The 17214-nt window shown below is 67.3% G+C and carries 19 protein-coding genes; 1 reads left to right on the forward strand and 18 read right to left on the reverse strand.

From position 1 onward, the window contains the following. Window positions 1–65: 65 nt before the first annotated feature. From GO606_RS18175 to GO606_RS18190, 4 genes are all read right to left on the reverse strand, one after another. Window positions 66–644, reverse strand: coding sequence for a YceI family protein (locus GO606_RS18175; protein ID WP_169117475.1), 579 nt, complete (start codon window positions 642–644; stop codon window positions 66–68). A gap of 65 nt (window positions 645–709) precedes the next feature. Beyond that, entirely contained in the window at window positions 710–1303 is a 594-nt protein-coding gene (locus GO606_RS18180) for a YceI family protein (protein ID WP_169117477.1), read from the reverse strand. 11 nt (window positions 1304–1314) lie between these two features. Continuing rightward, complete coding sequence (locus GO606_RS18185) at window positions 1315–1860, reverse strand: cytochrome b (protein WP_169117478.1); 546 nt, start codon at window positions 1858–1860, stop codon at window positions 1315–1317. A gap of 37 nt (window positions 1861–1897) precedes the next feature. Further along, window positions 1898–2776 carry an NmrA family NAD(P)-binding protein gene (locus GO606_RS18190; protein WP_169117479.1) on the reverse strand — a complete coding sequence of 293 codons (879 nt, stop codon included), beginning with the start codon at window positions 2774–2776 and terminating at the stop codon, window positions 1898–1900. Between the two features lie 105 nt (window positions 2777–2881). Here GO606_RS18190 and GO606_RS18195 point away from each other — a divergent pair, with 105 nt between their 5' ends. After that, the gene (locus tag GO606_RS18195) at window positions 2882–3802 is read left to right on the forward strand and encodes a LysR family transcriptional regulator (RefSeq protein ID WP_169117480.1); all 921 of its coding nucleotides are present in this window, start codon (window positions 2882–2884) and stop codon (window positions 3800–3802) included. Between the two features lie 42 nt (window positions 3803–3844). Here GO606_RS18195 and GO606_RS18200 read toward each other — a convergent pair whose 3' ends face one another. The 14 genes from GO606_RS18200 to GO606_RS18265 form a co-directional block, all read right to left on the reverse strand. Then, window positions 3845–4558: an ABC transporter ATP-binding protein gene (locus GO606_RS18200; RefSeq protein ID WP_169117525.1), complete on the reverse strand. Its 714-nt coding sequence runs from the start codon at window positions 4556–4558 to the stop codon at window positions 3845–3847. Window positions 4559–4563: 5 nt separating this feature from the next. Beyond that, the gene (locus tag GO606_RS18205; RefSeq protein ID WP_169117481.1) at window positions 4564–5268 is read right to left on the reverse strand and encodes an ABC transporter permease; all 705 of its coding nucleotides are present in this window, start codon (window positions 5266–5268) and stop codon (window positions 4564–4566) included. Between the two features lie 92 nt (window positions 5269–5360). Further along, on the reverse strand, window positions 5361–5612 hold the full coding sequence (gene thiS, locus GO606_RS18210) for a sulfur carrier protein ThiS (protein WP_169117482.1): 252 nt from the start codon (window positions 5610–5612) through the stop codon (window positions 5361–5363). Then, on the reverse strand, window positions 5609–6889 hold the full coding sequence (locus GO606_RS18215; RefSeq protein WP_169117484.1) for an NAD(P)/FAD-dependent oxidoreductase: 1281 nt from the start codon (window positions 6887–6889) through the stop codon (window positions 5609–5611). Before GO606_RS18215 ends, thiS begins: the two co-directional genes overlap by 4 nt. A gap of 119 nt (window positions 6890–7008) precedes the next feature. Beyond that, window positions 7009–8859 carry an aldehyde ferredoxin oxidoreductase family protein gene (locus GO606_RS18220; RefSeq protein WP_169117486.1) on the reverse strand — a complete coding sequence of 617 codons (1851 nt, stop codon included), beginning with the start codon at window positions 8857–8859 and terminating at the stop codon, window positions 7009–7011. Window positions 8860–8873: 14 nt separating this feature from the next. Further along, a complete protein-coding gene (locus GO606_RS18225) occupies window positions 8874–9350 on the reverse strand; it encodes a 4Fe-4S dicluster domain-containing protein (protein ID WP_011238651.1) in 477 nt (158 codons plus the stop codon). A 242-nt stretch (window positions 9351–9592) separates the two neighbouring features. Continuing rightward, complete coding sequence (locus GO606_RS18230) at window positions 9593–9772, reverse strand: NF038104 family lipoprotein (RefSeq protein WP_169117487.1); 180 nt, start codon at window positions 9770–9772, stop codon at window positions 9593–9595. Then, the gene (arsB, locus tag GO606_RS18235) at window positions 9769–10878 is read right to left on the reverse strand and encodes an ACR3 family arsenite efflux transporter (RefSeq protein WP_169117488.1); all 1110 of its coding nucleotides are present in this window, start codon (window positions 10876–10878) and stop codon (window positions 9769–9771) included. The genes GO606_RS18230 and arsB overlap by 4 nt, the downstream gene beginning before the upstream one ends. A gap of 18 nt (window positions 10879–10896) precedes the next feature. Beyond that, on the reverse strand, window positions 10897–12717 hold the full coding sequence (gene arsA, locus GO606_RS18240; protein ID WP_425532224.1) for an arsenical pump-driving ATPase: 1821 nt from the start codon (window positions 12715–12717) through the stop codon (window positions 10897–10899). After that, a complete protein-coding gene (gene arsD / locus GO606_RS18245) occupies window positions 12690–13049 on the reverse strand; it encodes an arsenite efflux transporter metallochaperone ArsD (protein ID WP_169117489.1) in 360 nt (119 codons plus the stop codon). The genes arsA and arsD overlap by 28 nt, the downstream gene beginning before the upstream one ends. A 27-nt stretch (window positions 13050–13076) precedes the next feature. Continuing rightward, window positions 13077–13556 carry an arsenate reductase ArsC gene (locus GO606_RS18250; protein WP_169117491.1) on the reverse strand — a complete coding sequence of 160 codons (480 nt, stop codon included), beginning with the start codon at window positions 13554–13556 and terminating at the stop codon, window positions 13077–13079. After that, window positions 13553–13927: an ArsR/SmtB family transcription factor gene (locus GO606_RS18255; protein WP_169117492.1), complete on the reverse strand. Its 375-nt coding sequence runs from the start codon at window positions 13925–13927 to the stop codon at window positions 13553–13555. Before GO606_RS18255 ends, GO606_RS18250 begins: the two co-directional genes overlap by 4 nt. A 416-nt stretch (window positions 13928–14343) precedes the next feature. Next, the gene (locus tag GO606_RS18260) at window positions 14344–16392 is read right to left on the reverse strand and encodes a helicase-related protein (protein WP_169117494.1); all 2049 of its coding nucleotides are present in this window, start codon (window positions 16390–16392) and stop codon (window positions 14344–14346) included. 62 nt (window positions 16393–16454) lie between these two features. After that, the gene (locus GO606_RS18265; RefSeq protein ID WP_169117495.1) at window positions 16455–17003 is read right to left on the reverse strand and encodes a DUF3617 domain-containing protein; all 549 of its coding nucleotides are present in this window, start codon (window positions 17001–17003) and stop codon (window positions 16455–16457) included. Between the last annotated feature and the right edge of the window lie 211 nt (window positions 17004–17214).

Raw genomic sequence — 17214 nt, forward strand, 5'->3', positions numbered from 1 at the left:
CCCGGCAGCGCAGGCGAGCACGAGGCTCCCGAATTCAGACGCACGAGCTTCTCCAATAGATTCCGCTAGTTCTGCACCGCTTCGACCGCAATCACCAGCTTTACTTCATCGCTGACATACGGCGCGTTGGCCCCGGCGCCGAATTCCGAACGCTTGATCATCGTCGTCGCGTTCGCGCCGCAGCCGAGCTTTTTCAGCATCGGATGCGGCATGCAGTGGAACGAGTTGACCGCGAGCGTCACCGGCTTCGTCACGCCCTTGATCGTCAGGTCGCCATCGACCGACGCGAGCTTGTCGCCGTCGAATTTTACGCCGGTCGACTTGAACGTGATCGTCGGATATTTCTCGGTGTGGAAGAACTTCTCGTCCTGGATATGGGCGTCGAAAAGCTGGGAACCGGTGTCGACCGACTTCGCGTCGATTGTGACCTCGACCGAACCGGTCTTCGCGGCCCGGTCCAGCACGATCGTGCCGGAGGTCTTGTTGAAGCGGCTCTGCTGCGTCGAGTAGCCGAAGTGGCTGTACTCGAAGCGCGGGAAGGTGTGCGAATTATCGATGCTGAAGGTTTCGGGAGCGGCCAGCGCCGGGGCGGCGACAGCGGCGGCAAACGTGGTGGCGACGGCGAGACGGACGAGCTTGTTCATCGTTGATTTCCTTTTTTGCGTTGAGTAGTAAGAAAGAGGGTAAGAAAAACGGGACGCCGGCGACGTTATTTTGTGCCGGCGCTGCGGGCGACTGCATGGAAACGGACATCGACGTCGTTGGCGACGACCGACGTGTCGGCCCAGATGCCGTCGCCAATGGCGAATTCGAGGCGCTTGAGCGTGAATCCGCCATCGAACGTCGCGGTATCACCCTGGCGGGTGACGGTGACCGGCGCCGTCAGCGGCTGCGTCTTGCCTTTCAGGCTGAGATTGCCGACGACCTCAAAGCGATTGCCGCCGAGCGGCTTGACCGCGGTGGACACGAAAGTCGCGGTCGGGTTGTCCTTGACGTTGAACCACGGTTTGCCGAGCACTTCGGAGTTGGCTTCGGACGAACCGGCATCGATGCTCGAGAGGTCGAGTTCGAGCCGGACGCTCGATTTTGCCGGCGCCGCGGCGTCGAACACGAGGTTCGTCCTGACCTTGCCGAAATGCCCTTCGATCGGCACGTTCATCTGCTTGAAGACGAAATCGACCCGGCTCTTGTCCGCCTGGACCTGGTTGAACACCGGCTCCGGCCCGGCGGCGAGGGCTGCGCCGGTGGCGAGCGGCAGCGCGACGGCGAGCAGTGCGGCGTTGAATGGCAGCGATGTGTTCATGTTGATTTTCCTTAGCGGACCCGTTCGAGTACCGGCAGCATGCGTGACAGGGTTCTGTCCCGGTCGATGAAATGGTGCTTGAGCGCGGCGGCGACGTGCAGCCCGACCAGCCCCAGCAGCGTGTAGTTGAGGAATTCGTGGGCCGCCCTGAACAGCTCGCCCAGTTCCTTGTTCTTGCCGACGAGGTCGGGCAACGGCAGCACGCCGAGGAAGACGACGGGGAAGCCTTTCGCCGAACTCATCAGCCAGCCCGTCACCGGCACCGCGATCATCAGCGCGTACAGCAGCAGGTGCGTCGCGCGGGCGGTTTTCTGCTGCCACGTGGGCGCCGGCAATGGCACCGGCGGCGTGTGCGCAAGGCGCACGACGAGGCGCGGCAGGATCAGCAGCAGCACCGCCACGCCGAGCCACTTGTGATACGAAATGAGCTGCAGCTTCAATGGCGACAGGGGCAGCTCGTGCATATAGACGCCGAGCGGGAACGCCGCGAGCATCAGCGCGGCCATCAGCCAGTGCGCGGTGCGGGCGGGTACGGTGTAATGAGGCCGTGAAGGCATCGGGTTTTCTCCTTGCGTGCTGTGGGGCGCCGCGTGCCTACGCGCGGGGCGCGCGGAAGAATTCGGCGACAAGGCAATCGATTGATTTCGGCGGGTGGCCGACGAGCGCGGCGAAGTCAGTGGTCGTGCGGGCGAGGCGGTTCCCGGCGATCGAGACGTACAGCGTCGCGAGCGTACGGGCAGTCGCCGCCGGCACGTCCCCGGCTTCGAACGCCTCGACAGCGGCCCCCGTGGGCACCGCTTCGTAGCGCAGCGTCTTGCCGACCGCGGCAGCGACTCGGGCAACGAGGTCGCGGTAATCATGGGCGGTCTGCCCGGTCAGTTCATACGTCTGCTTCTCCAGCCGCGGCGCGACGGCCGCTGCGGCGATCGCCTCGGCCAGTTCGTTGCGTGACAAGTAGCTCACCTTGCCGTCCCCCGCCGGGAGCCGCAGCACACCGGTCCGCAACGCGGCGGCGAATTTCATCGGCAGGAAATCGCCATAAAGGCCGTTGCGCAGCACGGTGCAGGCGAGGCCGGATGCGGCCAGGTCGGCTTCGGCCGCGGCATGCACCCGGGCGAAGGCCGACGGCGATTTCGCGTCCGCGTCGAGGAAGCTCGTGTAGCAGACCCGACGCACGCCGGCCGCAGTGGCGGCTTCGATGGCGTTGCGATGGCGGGCGATGCACACGTCATCCGGCCCGTCGGTCGACACCAGCACCAGGCGCTCGACGCCGGCAAACGCTGCAGACAGGGTTTCACGGCGGTCGAAATTTCCGTGCCGCACCTCGATGCCGCGCGCCGCAAAGTCGGCGACACGTTCCGGGTCCCGCACGTTGACGGCAAGTTGTCCGGCACCCCCTTCGGGAAGCCGGACCGAGAGCCACTGGACAATACGCCGCCCCAACTGCCCGCTCGCCCCCGTCACCAGAATCACCCTGCCCTCCTCTCATGTCGTGAGTTTCAAGCGGCATACTTTAGGCGATTGATTAGTATCGAAACAGGCGCTATTTTCAAATTCTTTGTTGCGATCAGAAAAACAATGGACCGTCTGCAGGCAATGGAAGTCTTCGTTCGGGTTGCCGAGGCGGGCAGTTTCACCGCCGTCGCGGATCACCTCAACGTCGCACGCTCGGCAATCACGCGGCAGATCGCGGGGCTCGAAGCGCACCTCGGCACGAAGCTCCTCGCCCGCAGCACCCGGCGCCTGAGCCTCACGTCGTCCGGCGCGGCGTACCTGGAAAAATGCCGCGAGATCCTGGCGATGGTCGAGGCGGCCGAAGGCGATCTCGCCGGCGAGAAGCGCGCGCCGCGCGGGCCGATCCGCATCAGCGTGCCGATGAGCTTCGGCATCCGCCACCTCGTGCCGCTGATTTCCGACTTCATCACGACCTACCCCGAAGTCACTGTCGACCTCGAATTCACCGACCAGCGCGTCAACCTCATCGAAGGCGGGCTGGACTTCACGGTGCGCATCTCGCAGCAGATCGACCCGACGCTCGTCATCCGCCGCCTGAGCACCAGCGAACTCACCGTCGTCGCCGCGCCTGCGTACCTCGACCGCCACGGTCGCCCGCAGCACCCGGACGAGCTGCTCGGGCACCACTGCCTGAGCTACACGCTTGCGCCGTCATCCGGCTGGAGTTTCCGCATCGACGGCGAATACCGCACGGTTCCGGTCAAGGGACGCCTGCAGATGAACAACGGCGACGCGCTGCTCGAAGCGGCGATCCGCGGCCTCGGCATCACCAACCAGCCGACTTTCATCAGCGCGCAGGCGGTGCAGGCGGGCCTGCTCGAGGAAGTGCTGGCGGACTATTCGACCACCGAGCTGCAGATCTACGCGGTCTTCCCCGGCAGCCGCTACGTGCCGCATCGCGTGCGCGTGCTGGTCGATTACCTCGCGGAGCGGCTCGGGCCGACGCCGTACTGGACGCGCGCAGTGCCACGCGTCAGCGCCTGAGCGACTCCACCCGCGAGGGAACGCCCTGCCGCGCCGCGCAGTTCAGAAATTCATCCGCCACGGCAATTCGCCTTGGATGAACAGGCGCGCCTCTTCGGATGCCGGCTTCGCAAAGAAGCGCTGCACCGGCGCGTGCTCGCGCACCCGCCCGGCGCTCATGAACACGACATCGTCGCCGAGGCGCGTCGCCTGGCCGAGATTGTGCGTCGCCATCAGGATGCGCGTGCCGTCGGTGCGGATCTCGCGCACGATGCGCTCGACTTCGGCCGTCGCCGACGGGTCGAGGCTCGCGGTCGGCTCGTCGAGCAGCAGCAGGCGCGGCGCGGTGACCCACGCGCGGGCGAGCGCGAGGCGCTGCTTCTCGCCGCCCGACAGATAGCGCGCGCTGTCGGCCTCGCGCCCGCCGAGCCCGACGCGCGCGAGCACCGCTGCGGCGCGGCGATGGCGTTCGCCGCGCCCGATGCCATGCGGCTTCAACGCGAGCGCGACGTTTTCCAGCACCGATGCACGCAGCATCATCGGATGCTGGAACACCATCGTCACGCCGAACTTCGGCGGCACCGTCCCGCCCCAGTCGATCGTCCCGCCGCAGGGCTCGATCAGTCCGCACAGCGTGCGCAGCAGCACGCTTTTCCCCGCGCCGTTCGGTCCGAGCACCAGCGTGATGCCGTCGCCGCCGAGTTCCAGATCGACGCCGTCGAGCACTGCCCGGCCGTTCGGCTGGAAACGCAGGTCGCGGATGCGCAGCGGGAACATCAAGCTCATCCGTACCGCCGCATCGCCCAGCCGCGCATCGCAAACGCGAACGCGTTGAGCGCCAGGATCACGACGACCAGCACGACGCCGAGCGCGATCGCGAGCGGCAGGTCGCCCTTGCTCGTCTCGAGCGCGATCGTCGTCGTCATCACGCGCGTCGCGCGGTCGATGTTGCCGCCGACGATCATCACCGCGCCGACTTCGCTCATCGCCCGGCCGAGTCCCGCGAGCACCGCGACGACGAGCGAATGGCGACAGTCGTACAGCAGCGTCGTGACGCTCTGCCACCACGAGAACCGCATCACGCGCAATTCCTCGGCATAGCGCTGCCAGGCGTCCTCGATGACCTGGCGCGTGATCGCCGCCATCAGCGGAATGACCAGCAGGCTTTGCGCGAACACCATTGCGGCCGGCGTGTACAGCAGGCCGTAATCGCCGAGCGGGCCCGAGCGCGACAGCAGCAGATAGACGATGACGCCGACGACGACCGACGGCGCGCCCATCAGCCCGTTCATCAGCACCGACAGCGTGTGCTTGCCGGGGAAATTGCCGATCGCCAGGCACGCCCCCAGCGGCAACCCGAACAGCATGCCGATCAGCACCGCGCCGCCACTGACGCGCAGCGACAGCGCGACGATCTCCGCGACGCGGTCGTCGAACGTGGCGAGCAGCGAAAAAGCTTCGGAGAAGGTGGCGGCGAACAGGGACATCGGCGGGAGGATAGCGGAACGGCGGCGTTTCGACAGCCGCCGCTCACTTACCACTCACTGCCTCGTCCGTCGCCCCGCCGCTCGTGGGGAATTCAGCCACCGGCGATCGGTGGCCAGATCGCGATTTCGTCGCCGCCAGCAAGCCGCCGCGTCGCGCGCGCCGTCGGCGGCACGAAGTGGCCGTTGACGAGCACGAGATGGACGGCGCGTTCCGGCAGCCGGTAACGGGCGACCAGGCTCGCAATCGTGGCACCGTCCTCGACTTCGAGCTCGACGCGGTTGCCCTGCCGGCCGGGCGGCAGGTAGTCGGTCAGCGACGCGAACAGCTTGAAACCGATCTTCATTGCGAACGCGCAAGTGCCATCGGTTGCTGCGAGCGCGCGATGTACGCATCGACGAACTGCAGCGGCGAACGCAACAGCCGCTTCTTCCACTCGCCCAGGCGCACCCTGCCGTGGATCAGGCCGCGCAGCGCGCCGACGTGCTCGGTGAGCCCGATCGAGGTCGCGCCGATCAGCACGTCGTCCTTGAACTGCAGGCTCAGGTAGCGGTACGCCGCTGCGTCGACGTGTTCGACGCCCGCTCCGCCGCGCTCGGGTTCCTCGCCCCACCATTGCCCGAACGACGACGAGATCAGGCCGAGCGTGTCGAGCACGTTGATCGCGAGCACGCCTTTCAGGCGCGTCTCGTGCCCGGCCATGTTGAGCGCGGCAACGCGCGCCTGGTCGGCCGCGTTCGGCTGGATCGCGGCAACGAGATGCGCGCCGGTGAAGAGGTCCGGCGCCTCGGCGACGTCACCGGCGGCGAAAATGCCGGGAACGCTGGTTTCGAGCCGGTCATCGACGAGCACGCCTTTCGCGACATGCACCGGCGTCGATTCGAGGAACGCGATGTTCGGTGCGACGCCAGCGGCGACGATAACGAGATCGGCGACGACGACTTCGCCGGTCGACAGCGTCACGTCGAGCGGTGCGTCGTTGCTCGCACGGCAGTCGATACGGCTGACGCCGGCGTTCGTCACGACGCGCACGCCCTGGTCCTCGACCCATTTGCGGATCATGCCGCCGGCCTGCGGCGTCATCATCCGCGGCACCAGGCGGTCGCCCATCTCGACGACCGTCAGCTCGACGCCGCGTGCGGCGAGCGCTTCCATGATGATGCAGCCGATGAAGCCCGCGCCGAGCTGCAGCACGCGCGCGCCGGGCGTCGCGAAGCGGGCGATCGCACGCGCGTCCTCGAGCGTCCAGCAGGTTTGCACTTCCGGCAGGTCGATGCCGGGAATCGGCGGCCGCACCGGGTGCGAGCCGGTCGCGATCAGCAGCCGGTCCCAGGATTCGAAGTGGCCGTCATCGAACAGGATGCGGCGCCCGTCGCTGTCGAGCGACACCGCGCGGCCGCGCACCTCGTGGATGCGCAGGCGGTCGAAATGGCCGGGCGACTTTCGCAGCCATGTCCCGGACTCGTCGATGTTTCCTTCCAGCAGGTAGGGGATCGCCATGCGCGAATACGGCGGCGCGTCTTCGCTGCCGACGAGCAGGATGTCGTCGGCCGGCGCGGCGCGGCGCAGGGTTTCGGCGGCAATCACGCCCGCCGGGCCGTTGCCGAGTATCACGTGTTTCATCGGGGGTCCTCGTTCGCGTCGGGTAGGCGCGGCCCGTACGGGCGGCCGCGTAAGCGGGAGGCGGCGGGGCGACCCGGGCAGGACACCTCGCCGCCTGCCGCAGGCAAATCATCCTGCCGTCACGACAGCCCCAGCCGGGACAGCGTCTCCGGCGTCGGCGTGCCTTCCGGCGTCCAGCCGCGCACGCCGTAGTACTCGGGCAGCATCTCGGCGAGGCGATTCACCATGCCCTTTGCGGGCCCGGTCTTCGCCGGCTCGCTCGTGAGGCGCGGCGGCAGGTTGTCGTCCTGCGCGCCCAGGCCGGCCGCGTTGTTGAACTGGCGCTCCATGTTCCAGATGCGCTCGCCGACCGTGGCGAGCTTGTCCATCGACCAGTCGCCGTCGCAGGCCGCGGCGATCTGCGGCTGCACGTCGGCGAGCGTCCACGCGAACGACGTGAACACGCAGATGCCCGCCGAATCGAACACCGCCGTCGCGTCCTGGAACGCCTTGACGAGTTCGGCCTTGCCCTCGATGACGTGCGGGTCGGTCTTGACCGGCACACCGAGCACTTCGGAGGCGACCGTGTAGCCGCGCAAATGGCATGCGCCGCGGTTCGACGTCGCGTACGCGAGGCCCATGCCCTGGATGCCGCGCGAGTCGTAGGCAGGGAATTCCTGGCCCTTGACGCTCATCGACAGCTCGGGGTGACCATATTTCGCGCACAGGCGCTTCGAGCCGAGGCCGATCTCGCGCCCGAAACCTTCGCCGGTCGCGGTCATCTCGGCGAGCTTCGCCAGCGCCTCGGCCGAGCCGAATGGCGCGTCGAGGCCGAGCTGCTCCGGCGTCAGCACGCCCATCTCGTACAGCTCCATCACCGCGCCGACCGTCGCACCGAACGAGATCGGGTCCATGCCCTGCTCGTTGCACAGCAGATTCGCGTACTGCAGCGCTTCGAGGTCGCCGACGCCGTTCGCCGCACCGAGCGCCCACGCCGCCTCGTATTCGAGCCCGCCGGAAGCGCCCCAGTATTTCGGGTTGTTCTTTACCGTGAAGTGCGTCTTGTCGATCGCCGAGATGCGGCCGCACGCGATCGTGCAGCCGAAGCATGCGGCGTTCGTCACGAGCTGCGGCTTGCCGTCGCTCGGGCGCTTCTCGTGCATCGCCTCGGCCGAGATCTTCGACGCGTCCTCGAACTGCACGTCGCGATGGTTGCGCGTCGGCAGCGCGCCCATCTCGTTGATGACGTTCATCAGCACCTGCGTGCCGAATTTCGGCAGGCCCTCGCTCGTCACCGGGTTGCCGGCGAGCACTTTCTTCGCCTCGCTCGTCGCCTTGATGAACCCGGGGAAGTCGCGGATGCCCGAGACGCCTTTCGTGCCGCGGATCGCGACCGCCTTGAGGTTCTTCGAACCCATCACCGCGCCGACGCCCGAACGCCCCGCCGCGCGATGGAGGTCGTTGACGATGCACGCGAACATCACCTGGTTCTCGCCCGCACGGCCGATCGACGACACGCGGATCAACGGATCCTGGTGCTGCGCGCGGAGGGTCTCCTCGGTTTCCCAGCAGCTCCTGCCCCACAGGTGGGAAGCGTCGCGCAGTTCGGCGCGCTCGTTCTCGATGAAGAGGTACACCGGCCTCAAAGAGCGGCCTTCGAAGATCACCATGTCCCAGCCGGCGAACTTCATCTCGGCGCCGAAGAAGCCGCCGGAATTCGAACAGGCGATCGCGCCGGTCAGCGGTCCTTTCGTGACCACGGTGTAGCGCCCGCCGGTCGAGGCCATCGTGCCGGTCAAGGGGCCGGTCGCCATGATCATCTTGTTGTCGGGCGACAGCGGATCGACTTTCGGATCGGTCTCGGAGACGAGGTATTTCGTTGCCAGCCCGCGCGACCCGAGGTATTCGTCGGCCCACTGCATGTTCAGCGGCTCAGGCGTGCACGTGCCTTCGGCGAGGTTCACCCGCAGGATCTTGCGATTCCATCCCATGATGTCCGCTCCTCTCAAGCCGCCGAGGCCGGCGTGTTGGCTTTCGCCGCCCAGGCCTGCATCCGCGCGAGGCCCGTCCAGTCGGCATCGATGTAGGTGATCGCCGCGGTCGGGCAGGCTTTCGCGCACGCCGGATCCCCCTCGCACAGGTCGCATTTCTGCACCTTGCCGGTGTCCTGGTTGTAGTTGATCGTGCCGAACGGACAGGCGATCGTGCAGACCTTGCAGCCGACGCAGGTATCTTCGAACACCATCTTCGCGCCGGTCGTCAGGTCGAGCCGGATCGCATCGACCGGACAGGAGTGCAGGCACCACGCTTCGGTGCACTGCGTACAGGTGTAGGGCACTTTGCGCCCCTCGTGTTCGAAGCTGAAGACCTTGATGCGCGACTTGCTGGGATTGATGACGCCGGTGTGTTCGTAAGAGCATGCCATTTCGCACTGCAGGCAGCCGGTACACTTGGCGGGGTCAATGTGAAGCGATTTCCACATCGAGGATTTCCTCCGGGCTGTGACACGTTTTCGGGACTACGAGCATCGCCAACGGGCTGTCGACGGCCTGGCGCCGAGGGGGTCCGGCTGCGGGCGTATCCGTTCGCCGATCCGGCTTTTGCGTTCCCGAAAGTAGCACCGGGGCCGGGCCGAAGCAATCTGTTTTCCCGACGCCGCGCGCGGGACGGGACGATGTTTTCGCCGGCCTCCATTCCCACTTCGCGAGGCCCGGGGCCGGCGCTTCAGTCGTCCTCGTCGTCGTCATCGGGCAGCGCCGCTTCGACGCCCGCGCCGACAACCTTGGCGCCGACTTTCACCGTCGTCGCGACGACCGACACCGCTGCGTCGGCAACGGTGAAGACGGCGCAGCCGCCGGTCAGCAGGACGGCGCCGGTCACCACGGCCAGCACAATGGCTTTCATGGATTGCCCCGGAAAACCGGATCCTGACTCCCGGCCCCGGCGCCCGCTTCGTACCAGCCCTTGCTCGCATTGACCATGCGCACCAGCCACAGCATGACCGGCACCTCGATCAGCACGCCGACGACGGTCGCCAGCGCTGCCCCCGAGTCGAAGCCGTAGAGGACGATCGCGACCGCGACCGCCAGTTCGAAGAAGTTCGACGCGCCGATCATCGTTGAAGGCCCGGCCACGCGGTGCGCGACTCCGAGCCTGCGGTTCAGCCAGTAGCCGAGCGCGGCGATGAGTATTGCCTGCAGCAGGATCGGCACCGCCAGCATCGCGATGACGAGCGGCTGCTCGATGATCGCCTGCCCCTGGAACGAGAACAGCAACACCAGCGTCGCCAGCAGCGCAACGATCGAAACCGGGCCGATGCGCTCCATCGCGTCACGGAAAGCCTGCTCCCCGCGGGTCAGCAGGCGCCGGCGCACGAACTGCGCGATCGCCAGAGGGATGACGATATACATCACGACCGACAGGAACAGCGTCTCCCACGGCACCGGAATCGATGACACGCCCAGCAGCAGCGCGACGATCGGTGCGAAGGCGAACACCATCACCAGGTCGTTGAGCGCGACCTGGCTGATCGTGAAGTTCGCATCGCCCCGGCACAGGTTGCTCCAGACGAAAACCATCGCCGTGCAGGGCGCGGCGCCGAGCAGGATCAGCCCGGCGACGTAACTGTCGAGCTGTTCGGCCGGCAGCCACGGCGCGAACACATGACGGATGAAGATCCAGCCGAGCAGCGCCATCGTGAACGGCTTGACCGCCCAGTTGACGAACAGGGTCACGCCGATGCTGCGCCCCTGGGCGCGTACTTCGTGCAGTGACGCGAAGTCGATCTTCATCAGCATCGGCACGATCATCACCCAGATCAGCACCCCGACCGGGATATTGACATGCGCGATTTCGAGCCGCCCCACCGCCTGGGCGGCCGCCGGCAGGACCTGCCCCAGCACCGTGCCCGCGACGATGCACAGGAACACCCAGACGCTGAGGTAACGCTCGAATCGCCCGAGCGGAACGTCCGCCTCGTTTTTCGCCATCACTTCACCCTGCGCGGACATGACGATCGCTGCCTCCCTTCAATTCGCATGACTTCCCGCCAGCGCCCGCAGCCTCCCGATTCCCGTCGGCTCGTCAGCCTGCATCGCGACGAGCGCGAGCCGCTTCGCGTGATGCTCGCGCACCGCCTCGATCTGCGCCCATTCCTGCCCGGCGCGCCGGCGCAGTATCGGCGCAGCGGTCGTCGTCGCGGCCAGGCTGTTGTTGATGATCCACGCCCACGGCTCGATGCCGGCGCGGCGCAGGTCGGCCTGCAGGCTCGCGGCCTCGAGCACCGGGGTCGTCTCGGCGAGAGTCACGACCAGCACTTTCGTCTGCGCGGGGTCCTGCAGCTGCAGCATCGGCGTCGTGAATTGCGCAACGCCGCTCTTGTCCATGTGGCGCGCCACTTCGCGGTGATACGCTCCGGTCGCATCGAGCAGCAGCAGCGTGTGGCCGGTCGGCGCCGTGTCCATGATCACGAACTTGCGCCCGGCCTCGCCGATGACGCGCGAGAAGGCCTGGAACACCGCGATCTCTTCGGTGCAGGGCGAACGCAGCTCTTCTTCGAGCAGCGCCCTGCCCTGGGCGTCGAGGCTCGCGCCGCGGGTGTCGAGCACATGGCGGCGATAGCGTTCCGTCTCCGCCTGCGGATCGATGCGGCTGACGGCGAGGTTCGGCAGCGAGCCGTCGAGCGTGTCCGCGAGGTGCGCTGCCGGGTCCGACGTCGTCAGATGCACCGGGAAGCCGCGCTGCGCGAGTTCGACGGCAATCGCCGCCGCGAGCGTCGTCTTGCCGACGCCGCCCTTGCCCATCAGCATCACCAGTCCGTGACGATCCCGGGCCAGTTCATCGACGACGCTCGCCAAGTCCGGCAGTGTTGGCCGATCGTCCGGCGCAGCTGCCGGGGCCGACGCCGCCGTTGCCGCCTCGGCGTCGTCGAGCAAGGCCCGCAGCGCCGGCAGGCCGACCAGGTTGAACGGCATCAGCGGCACGCGGTCGGTCGGCAGGTCGCGCAGCCCGGCCGGCAGCTCGTCGAGCGCTGCCGCTTCGCGCCGCAGCACCGCTGCCGCCAACGCGTCATCCGCAGCCGCTTCCGCCGCCGGCAATACACCGTTGATGACGAGGAACTGCCGTGCGAGGCCGATTGCCGCGAGCTCGTCATGCGTGCGGGCGACTTCGCGCAGCGTCGAAGCCTGCGCCCGTGCGACGAGCACCAACCGCGTGCTCGCCGGGTCGGCGAGCGCGCTGACCGCCGCGCCGTACTGCTCGCGCTGCTTGTCGAGCCCGGCCAACGGGCCGAGGCAGGACGCCCCGTCGGTATTGTTCTGCAGGAAACCCGACCATGCGCCCGGCAATTGCAACAGGCGGATCGTGTGGCCGGTCGGCGCGGTGTCGAACACGATGTGGTCGAATCCGGCCGTCAATGCCGCATCCGTGAGCAGTCCGGTGAACTCGTCGAACGCCGCGATCTCGGTCGTGCACGCGCCGGACAGCTGTTCCTCGATGCTGCGCACGACGGCCTCGGACAGCACGCCGCGCACCGGACCGACGATGCGCTCCCGATAAGCCCGCGCAGCGGCCTGCGGGTCGATCTCGAGCGCCGACAGGCCGGACACGGCCGTCAGCGGTGTTATGCGGTTGCCGATCTCCTGTTCGAACACCTGCGCGACGTTCGACGCGGGGTCGGTGCTGACGAGCAGCACGCTGCGCCCGGTCCCCGCGAGATGGATCGCAGTCGCACACGCGAGCGAAGTCTTGCCGACGCCGCCCTTGCCGGTGAAAAACAGGTAGCGCGGAGGCTGGTCGAGGAAGCGCATCACGATTCCCGCGCTCAGCAGCAGCGGCCGCCGCTGCAGCACTCGCTCGCCGGCAACGGCGTGAGCTTCGCCTTCGCTCCCGACCAGCGCGACAACTCGCTGCGGTTCGGGTAGCGCCCCGCGAGCGCCACTTCGCCGTCGACGAGCACCAGCGGCAGCGCGTCGGCGCCCGAACGCTCGAGGAAGCCTTTCACTACCGCGTTCCCGGCAAAAGCGAGCGGCTGCTGGGCGAGGTTGTAGCGCTCGATCGCGACGCCCTCCTGCTTCGCCCACTCGACATCGGCGGCGAAGTTCACGAGCTGCTGGTCGACGTCGGTGCCGCACACGCCGGAACTGCAGCACAGCGCGGGATCGAAAATCTGGATCGTGGTCATGACGGATTCCTTTAAAGTTCTACGGGGTCAGGCAGCGATGTGCCCGATGCGCTCGAGCGCCGCGCGGAAGGCGGCCGGATCGCGTCGGGCAAGGTTTTCCGGAAGCGCGAGAAACGCTTCGATGCGGGTGCGCAGCGTGCGGTAGGCATGTTCGAAAGCGGCGTCGATCCGGGCATCGCTGCCGCTCGCCTCGGCGGGATCCTCGACGCTCCAGTGCGCGCGCTCGACCGGTCCGAGATAGGCCGGGCAGGTTTCGCTGGCTGCGCTGCCACACACGGTAATGACGATGTCGGGCGTAACCGGAAGTTCGTCCCACGACTTGCTCGACAGCCCTTCGGTGGAGATCCCTTCGCGCGCGAGCAGCGCGAGCGCGCGTGGGTGGACAGAGCCCGCGGGGCGGCTGCCGGCGCTGAGCGCTTCCAGCCCCTGCGGGGCGAGCGCGTTGAACGTGGCTTCCGCGAGAATCGAGCGGCACGAGTTGCCGGTGCACAGGAACAGCACTTTCATGTCCGGGGCTCCGTACCGGCACTGCAGCTGCCGGCGCAGTCTGCGAGCTGCGCCTCGGCATCGCATATCGCCGCGCAGCGCCCGGGGACGCCGGCGCAGCAGTTTTCCGTGAGAAAACCGATGACTTCGGCCATCAGCGAAAGATTCGCCCGGTAGCGCAGGAAGCGCCCCTCCTGCTCCACGGTGAGCAGGCCGGACTGGGTGAGCGTGCGCAGGTGGAAAGACAGGCTGCTCGGGGCGACGTCCAGTGCAGAAGCGATCTCGCCGGCGACGACACCTGTCGGCTCCGCCTTGACGAGCAGTCGAAACACATCCAGCCGCACTCCGGACGAGAGACTCTCGAACACCGCAAGGGCTGATTTCTGGTCCATGTTTCTATATTTCCACTATTTTCGAAACATTGTATTGCCACGAGTGGCGAGGCGTCAACTCGGGGACGGGCAAACATGAAAATAGACCAGGAGCCGGATCCCTGCCCGTCCGAATCAACGATCTCCGCTTCGCTGTGTTCGACGACTACATACTGCCAGCCAGCACGAGGCGATCAGGCGTAGCCGTTTGCCGTCGCCGCGGCAGCGGCGGCAGCGGGAGGCGCGCTGGAAGCAACCGCGACGGGACGGCCCAAAACGGGCGGAACAATGGCAGTGGATTTGATGGGACCAATCAGCCGTAAACACAACTTTTTGCCTTCCATCAGGAAATGCGGGGCAGCCAACGCGACGGCGTTCGTTCGTTCAATGCAAGTCGAATGCAGACGGACACATCCGACGGCCCGTGCAAATGCCGCTCATCCCCCGGTGCGCGTCCGCCCTTCTCGTCGATCGCCTCGCGAAGCCGGGCCGCGACGAACGCGCCGGGCGGGAGTCGGCGTGCGTCTCTCGTCGCGCCGCCGGCCGTGCTGGCGGGCGAGCATCTCGTCCACCGTCTCCGACATGCTGCGGGCGAGCGCCACCGCCGCTTCGGCATCGGGATAGTAATCGGGCAGGCGGTAGCCGAGCCACGCGTACGCCGAGTACTTCTTGCACGCGTCCTCGGCCGCCTGCAACGCATAGCGCATGTCGCCGACCGGTTCGATCGACAGATGCGAGCTACGCGCCTTCGCCAGCGCCCGCGCCCAGCCCTGCCACGCCTGATTGAGCGTTTCGACCCGCGTCGACACCGGCACGAGCGACAGCGTGAAGCGGTGCTCGAGCGACAGCGGCAGGGAGTCGAGCCATTGCGCGCGCTCGGTCTGCTCGCTGAGGTCGCCGGGGAGGAAGAAATCATCGGTGAGGTCGATGTTGCGCGAGAACAGTTCGAGCAGCCGCGCCAGCGTACGCTCCCCGGTTGCCGCGGCGATGCTCTTCACGTGCCGTAGCGAGGGGGTGACGTAGAAGCCGCGGTTCGACAACGGGTCGGCGGGCGTGCGCATCAGGCGGGAGATGATGCGGTGGGTGTGGTCGTCGAATCCGGCCACCAGCCCCGCCTCGTGCAGGCCGAAACGCCCCGCCCGGCCGGCGATCTGGTGTGTGAGCCACGGCGCCAGGATGTCCTCGGAGATGCCGTCGAACTTCTTCGCGGCGGAGAACACGACGCGCGCGACCGGAAGATTGAGTCCCATGCCGATCGCGTCGGTCGCGACGACGATGTCGGCCTCGCCGTCGCGAAAGCGCTGCGCCTGCGCGCGCCGGACTTCCGGCGAGAGGTTGCCGTAGATCGTCGCGACGCGAAACCCGGCTGCAGCGATGTTCGTCGCCCAGTTGAGCACGTCACGGCGCGAGAACGCGATAACAGCGTCGCCGCGGCGCAGCTGGCCGATGCTGCCCACGGCGCGCGGCGCCATCTCGAGCGGCGACTTGCGCGCGAGCGTGGTCACTTCGAGCTCGCAGCCAAGGCGCTCGGCGAGCGCCTCGACCGCCGGACGCGCCGACAGCGCACCGAGCAGATAGACCGTTTTCGCCGCCGCCCCGCACACGGCAGCGGTCCACGCGGAGCCGCGCTCGAGGTCCTCGAGCATCTGGATCTCGTCGATCACCGCGACTTCGACCGTGCGCGACGTGTCGAGCATCTCGATCGTGCTCGCGACGTGCGTCGCGCCGGGCGTGATGCGGCGCTCTTCGCCGGTCACCAGACTCACCGCGACGCCGCGGTCGGCGAGACGCTCGTAGTTCTCCAGCGCGAGCAGGCGCAGCGGCGCGAGGTACACTCCCGTCGCTGCCTGCGCGAGCGCTTCCATCGCCTGATGCGTCTTGCCGGAGTTCGTCGGCCCGAGGATTGCGACGAAGCGGCGCCGCATCATGAACGCGGTCTCGAACGACTCGGGGTAGCGGGTGAGCTTGACCGTGCCACGCGCGACTTCGGCAAGCGTCTCGGCGCGACGGCGCGACGACGCTTCGGCGAGCCGGTCCTCGACGATGCGGAAGCGCCGGCTCGCCAGCTCCTTGCCGGTTTCGAGCGCGCGCAGGAAGCGCGCCCCGTCCAGCCCCTCGGCCTCGGCCTCGCGCAGCACACGCGCGACAAAACGGTGCACCTCGCCTTCGAACTCGGCGACCGAAGCCTCGTTGAGCCGCTCGCGCACCAGCGCGAGATGGCGCTCGGCAGTGAGCTTGCGCCACTTCTGGACGCGGGCGAGAACGCAGCGTTCGGGCACGAGGCGGAACGGATAGCGGCGGCCGTCGGCCTCGACGTTGCCGGCGACCTCGATCGCGACCGCCCCCTCGTTGTGCACCAGCCGGGCGCCGAAGCCCTGCAGGTAGGCGTGCAACTCGCGGGCGACGTCGAGCAGCGCGTCGTCGCCTTCCGGGTCCTGCCCGGCCGGGACGATGGCTTCGGGATCGATGAAGAAGTTTTCTTCCAATTTGCTCGACTCGGTCAAATCTCGGTCAAATAACGATACAAACCGCGTGACGGCAGGCGCGCCTATTGCGCGGCCTGCGGCAACGCACGCTGCGGAGCCACGCATTGTGCGGAAAGCCAGCGAGCCTCGGTTTCCATCTGCATGTCGCCCTGCGGCGATCTCATATTGACGCGCGTCGTGAAGTGTTCCGGACTGCTGACCCGCGCCGCGAAGTCGCCGGTCGCTTGCGGCTGCGTGCAGGTCAGGCGTCCCGTCACGCTGTCGCCGGTCTTTGTCACGTTGCCCAGCGTGCAGTTGCCCTCGGTCTTGCCCGAGTAGATGTTGTCCTGCTTCGCCTGCTCCGGCGAAATGCAGCTGCGCACCGTCCCATCGCGGCCCAGGCTCACGCCGCGCTCCGCCATTTGCTGCTCGACCATACGCCGCATGTCCGGGGGAAGGCTCTTCAGATGCTGCTGCATCTGCGCCATCTGCGACGACATGTCGGGCAGCCCGCCAATGTTCATCCGCGTCGAGCGGAATTCCCACAGCCCGGGCCGCAGATCGGCCGCGTGCCCTGTCGCGGTCATGCACAGCGCCGAAAGGCCGAAAATCAGCGAACCTGTCCTGCTCATCGGCACACCGCCTTGCCAGCCATCCGCAGGATGTCGTCCCACGGTTCGCCGACAGGCGAGTCGAGGCCGCCTCTCTGCGCAAGAATGTCGATGGTCTGCATGGGCTTGCTCCCTATATTGATGGTTATGCAGCGGGCTCGGGCGGGAAAACCGCGTCGTACCGTACTCTCTTTCCGAAGACGAAGAAACAGCTTGTCCTGCCGGAGCGCCG

Origin of the sequence: Aromatoleum anaerobium (genome assembly GCF_012910705.2) — a bacterium.
Taxonomy (GTDB): Bacteria; Pseudomonadota; Gammaproteobacteria; order Burkholderiales; family Rhodocyclaceae; genus Aromatoleum; species Aromatoleum anaerobium.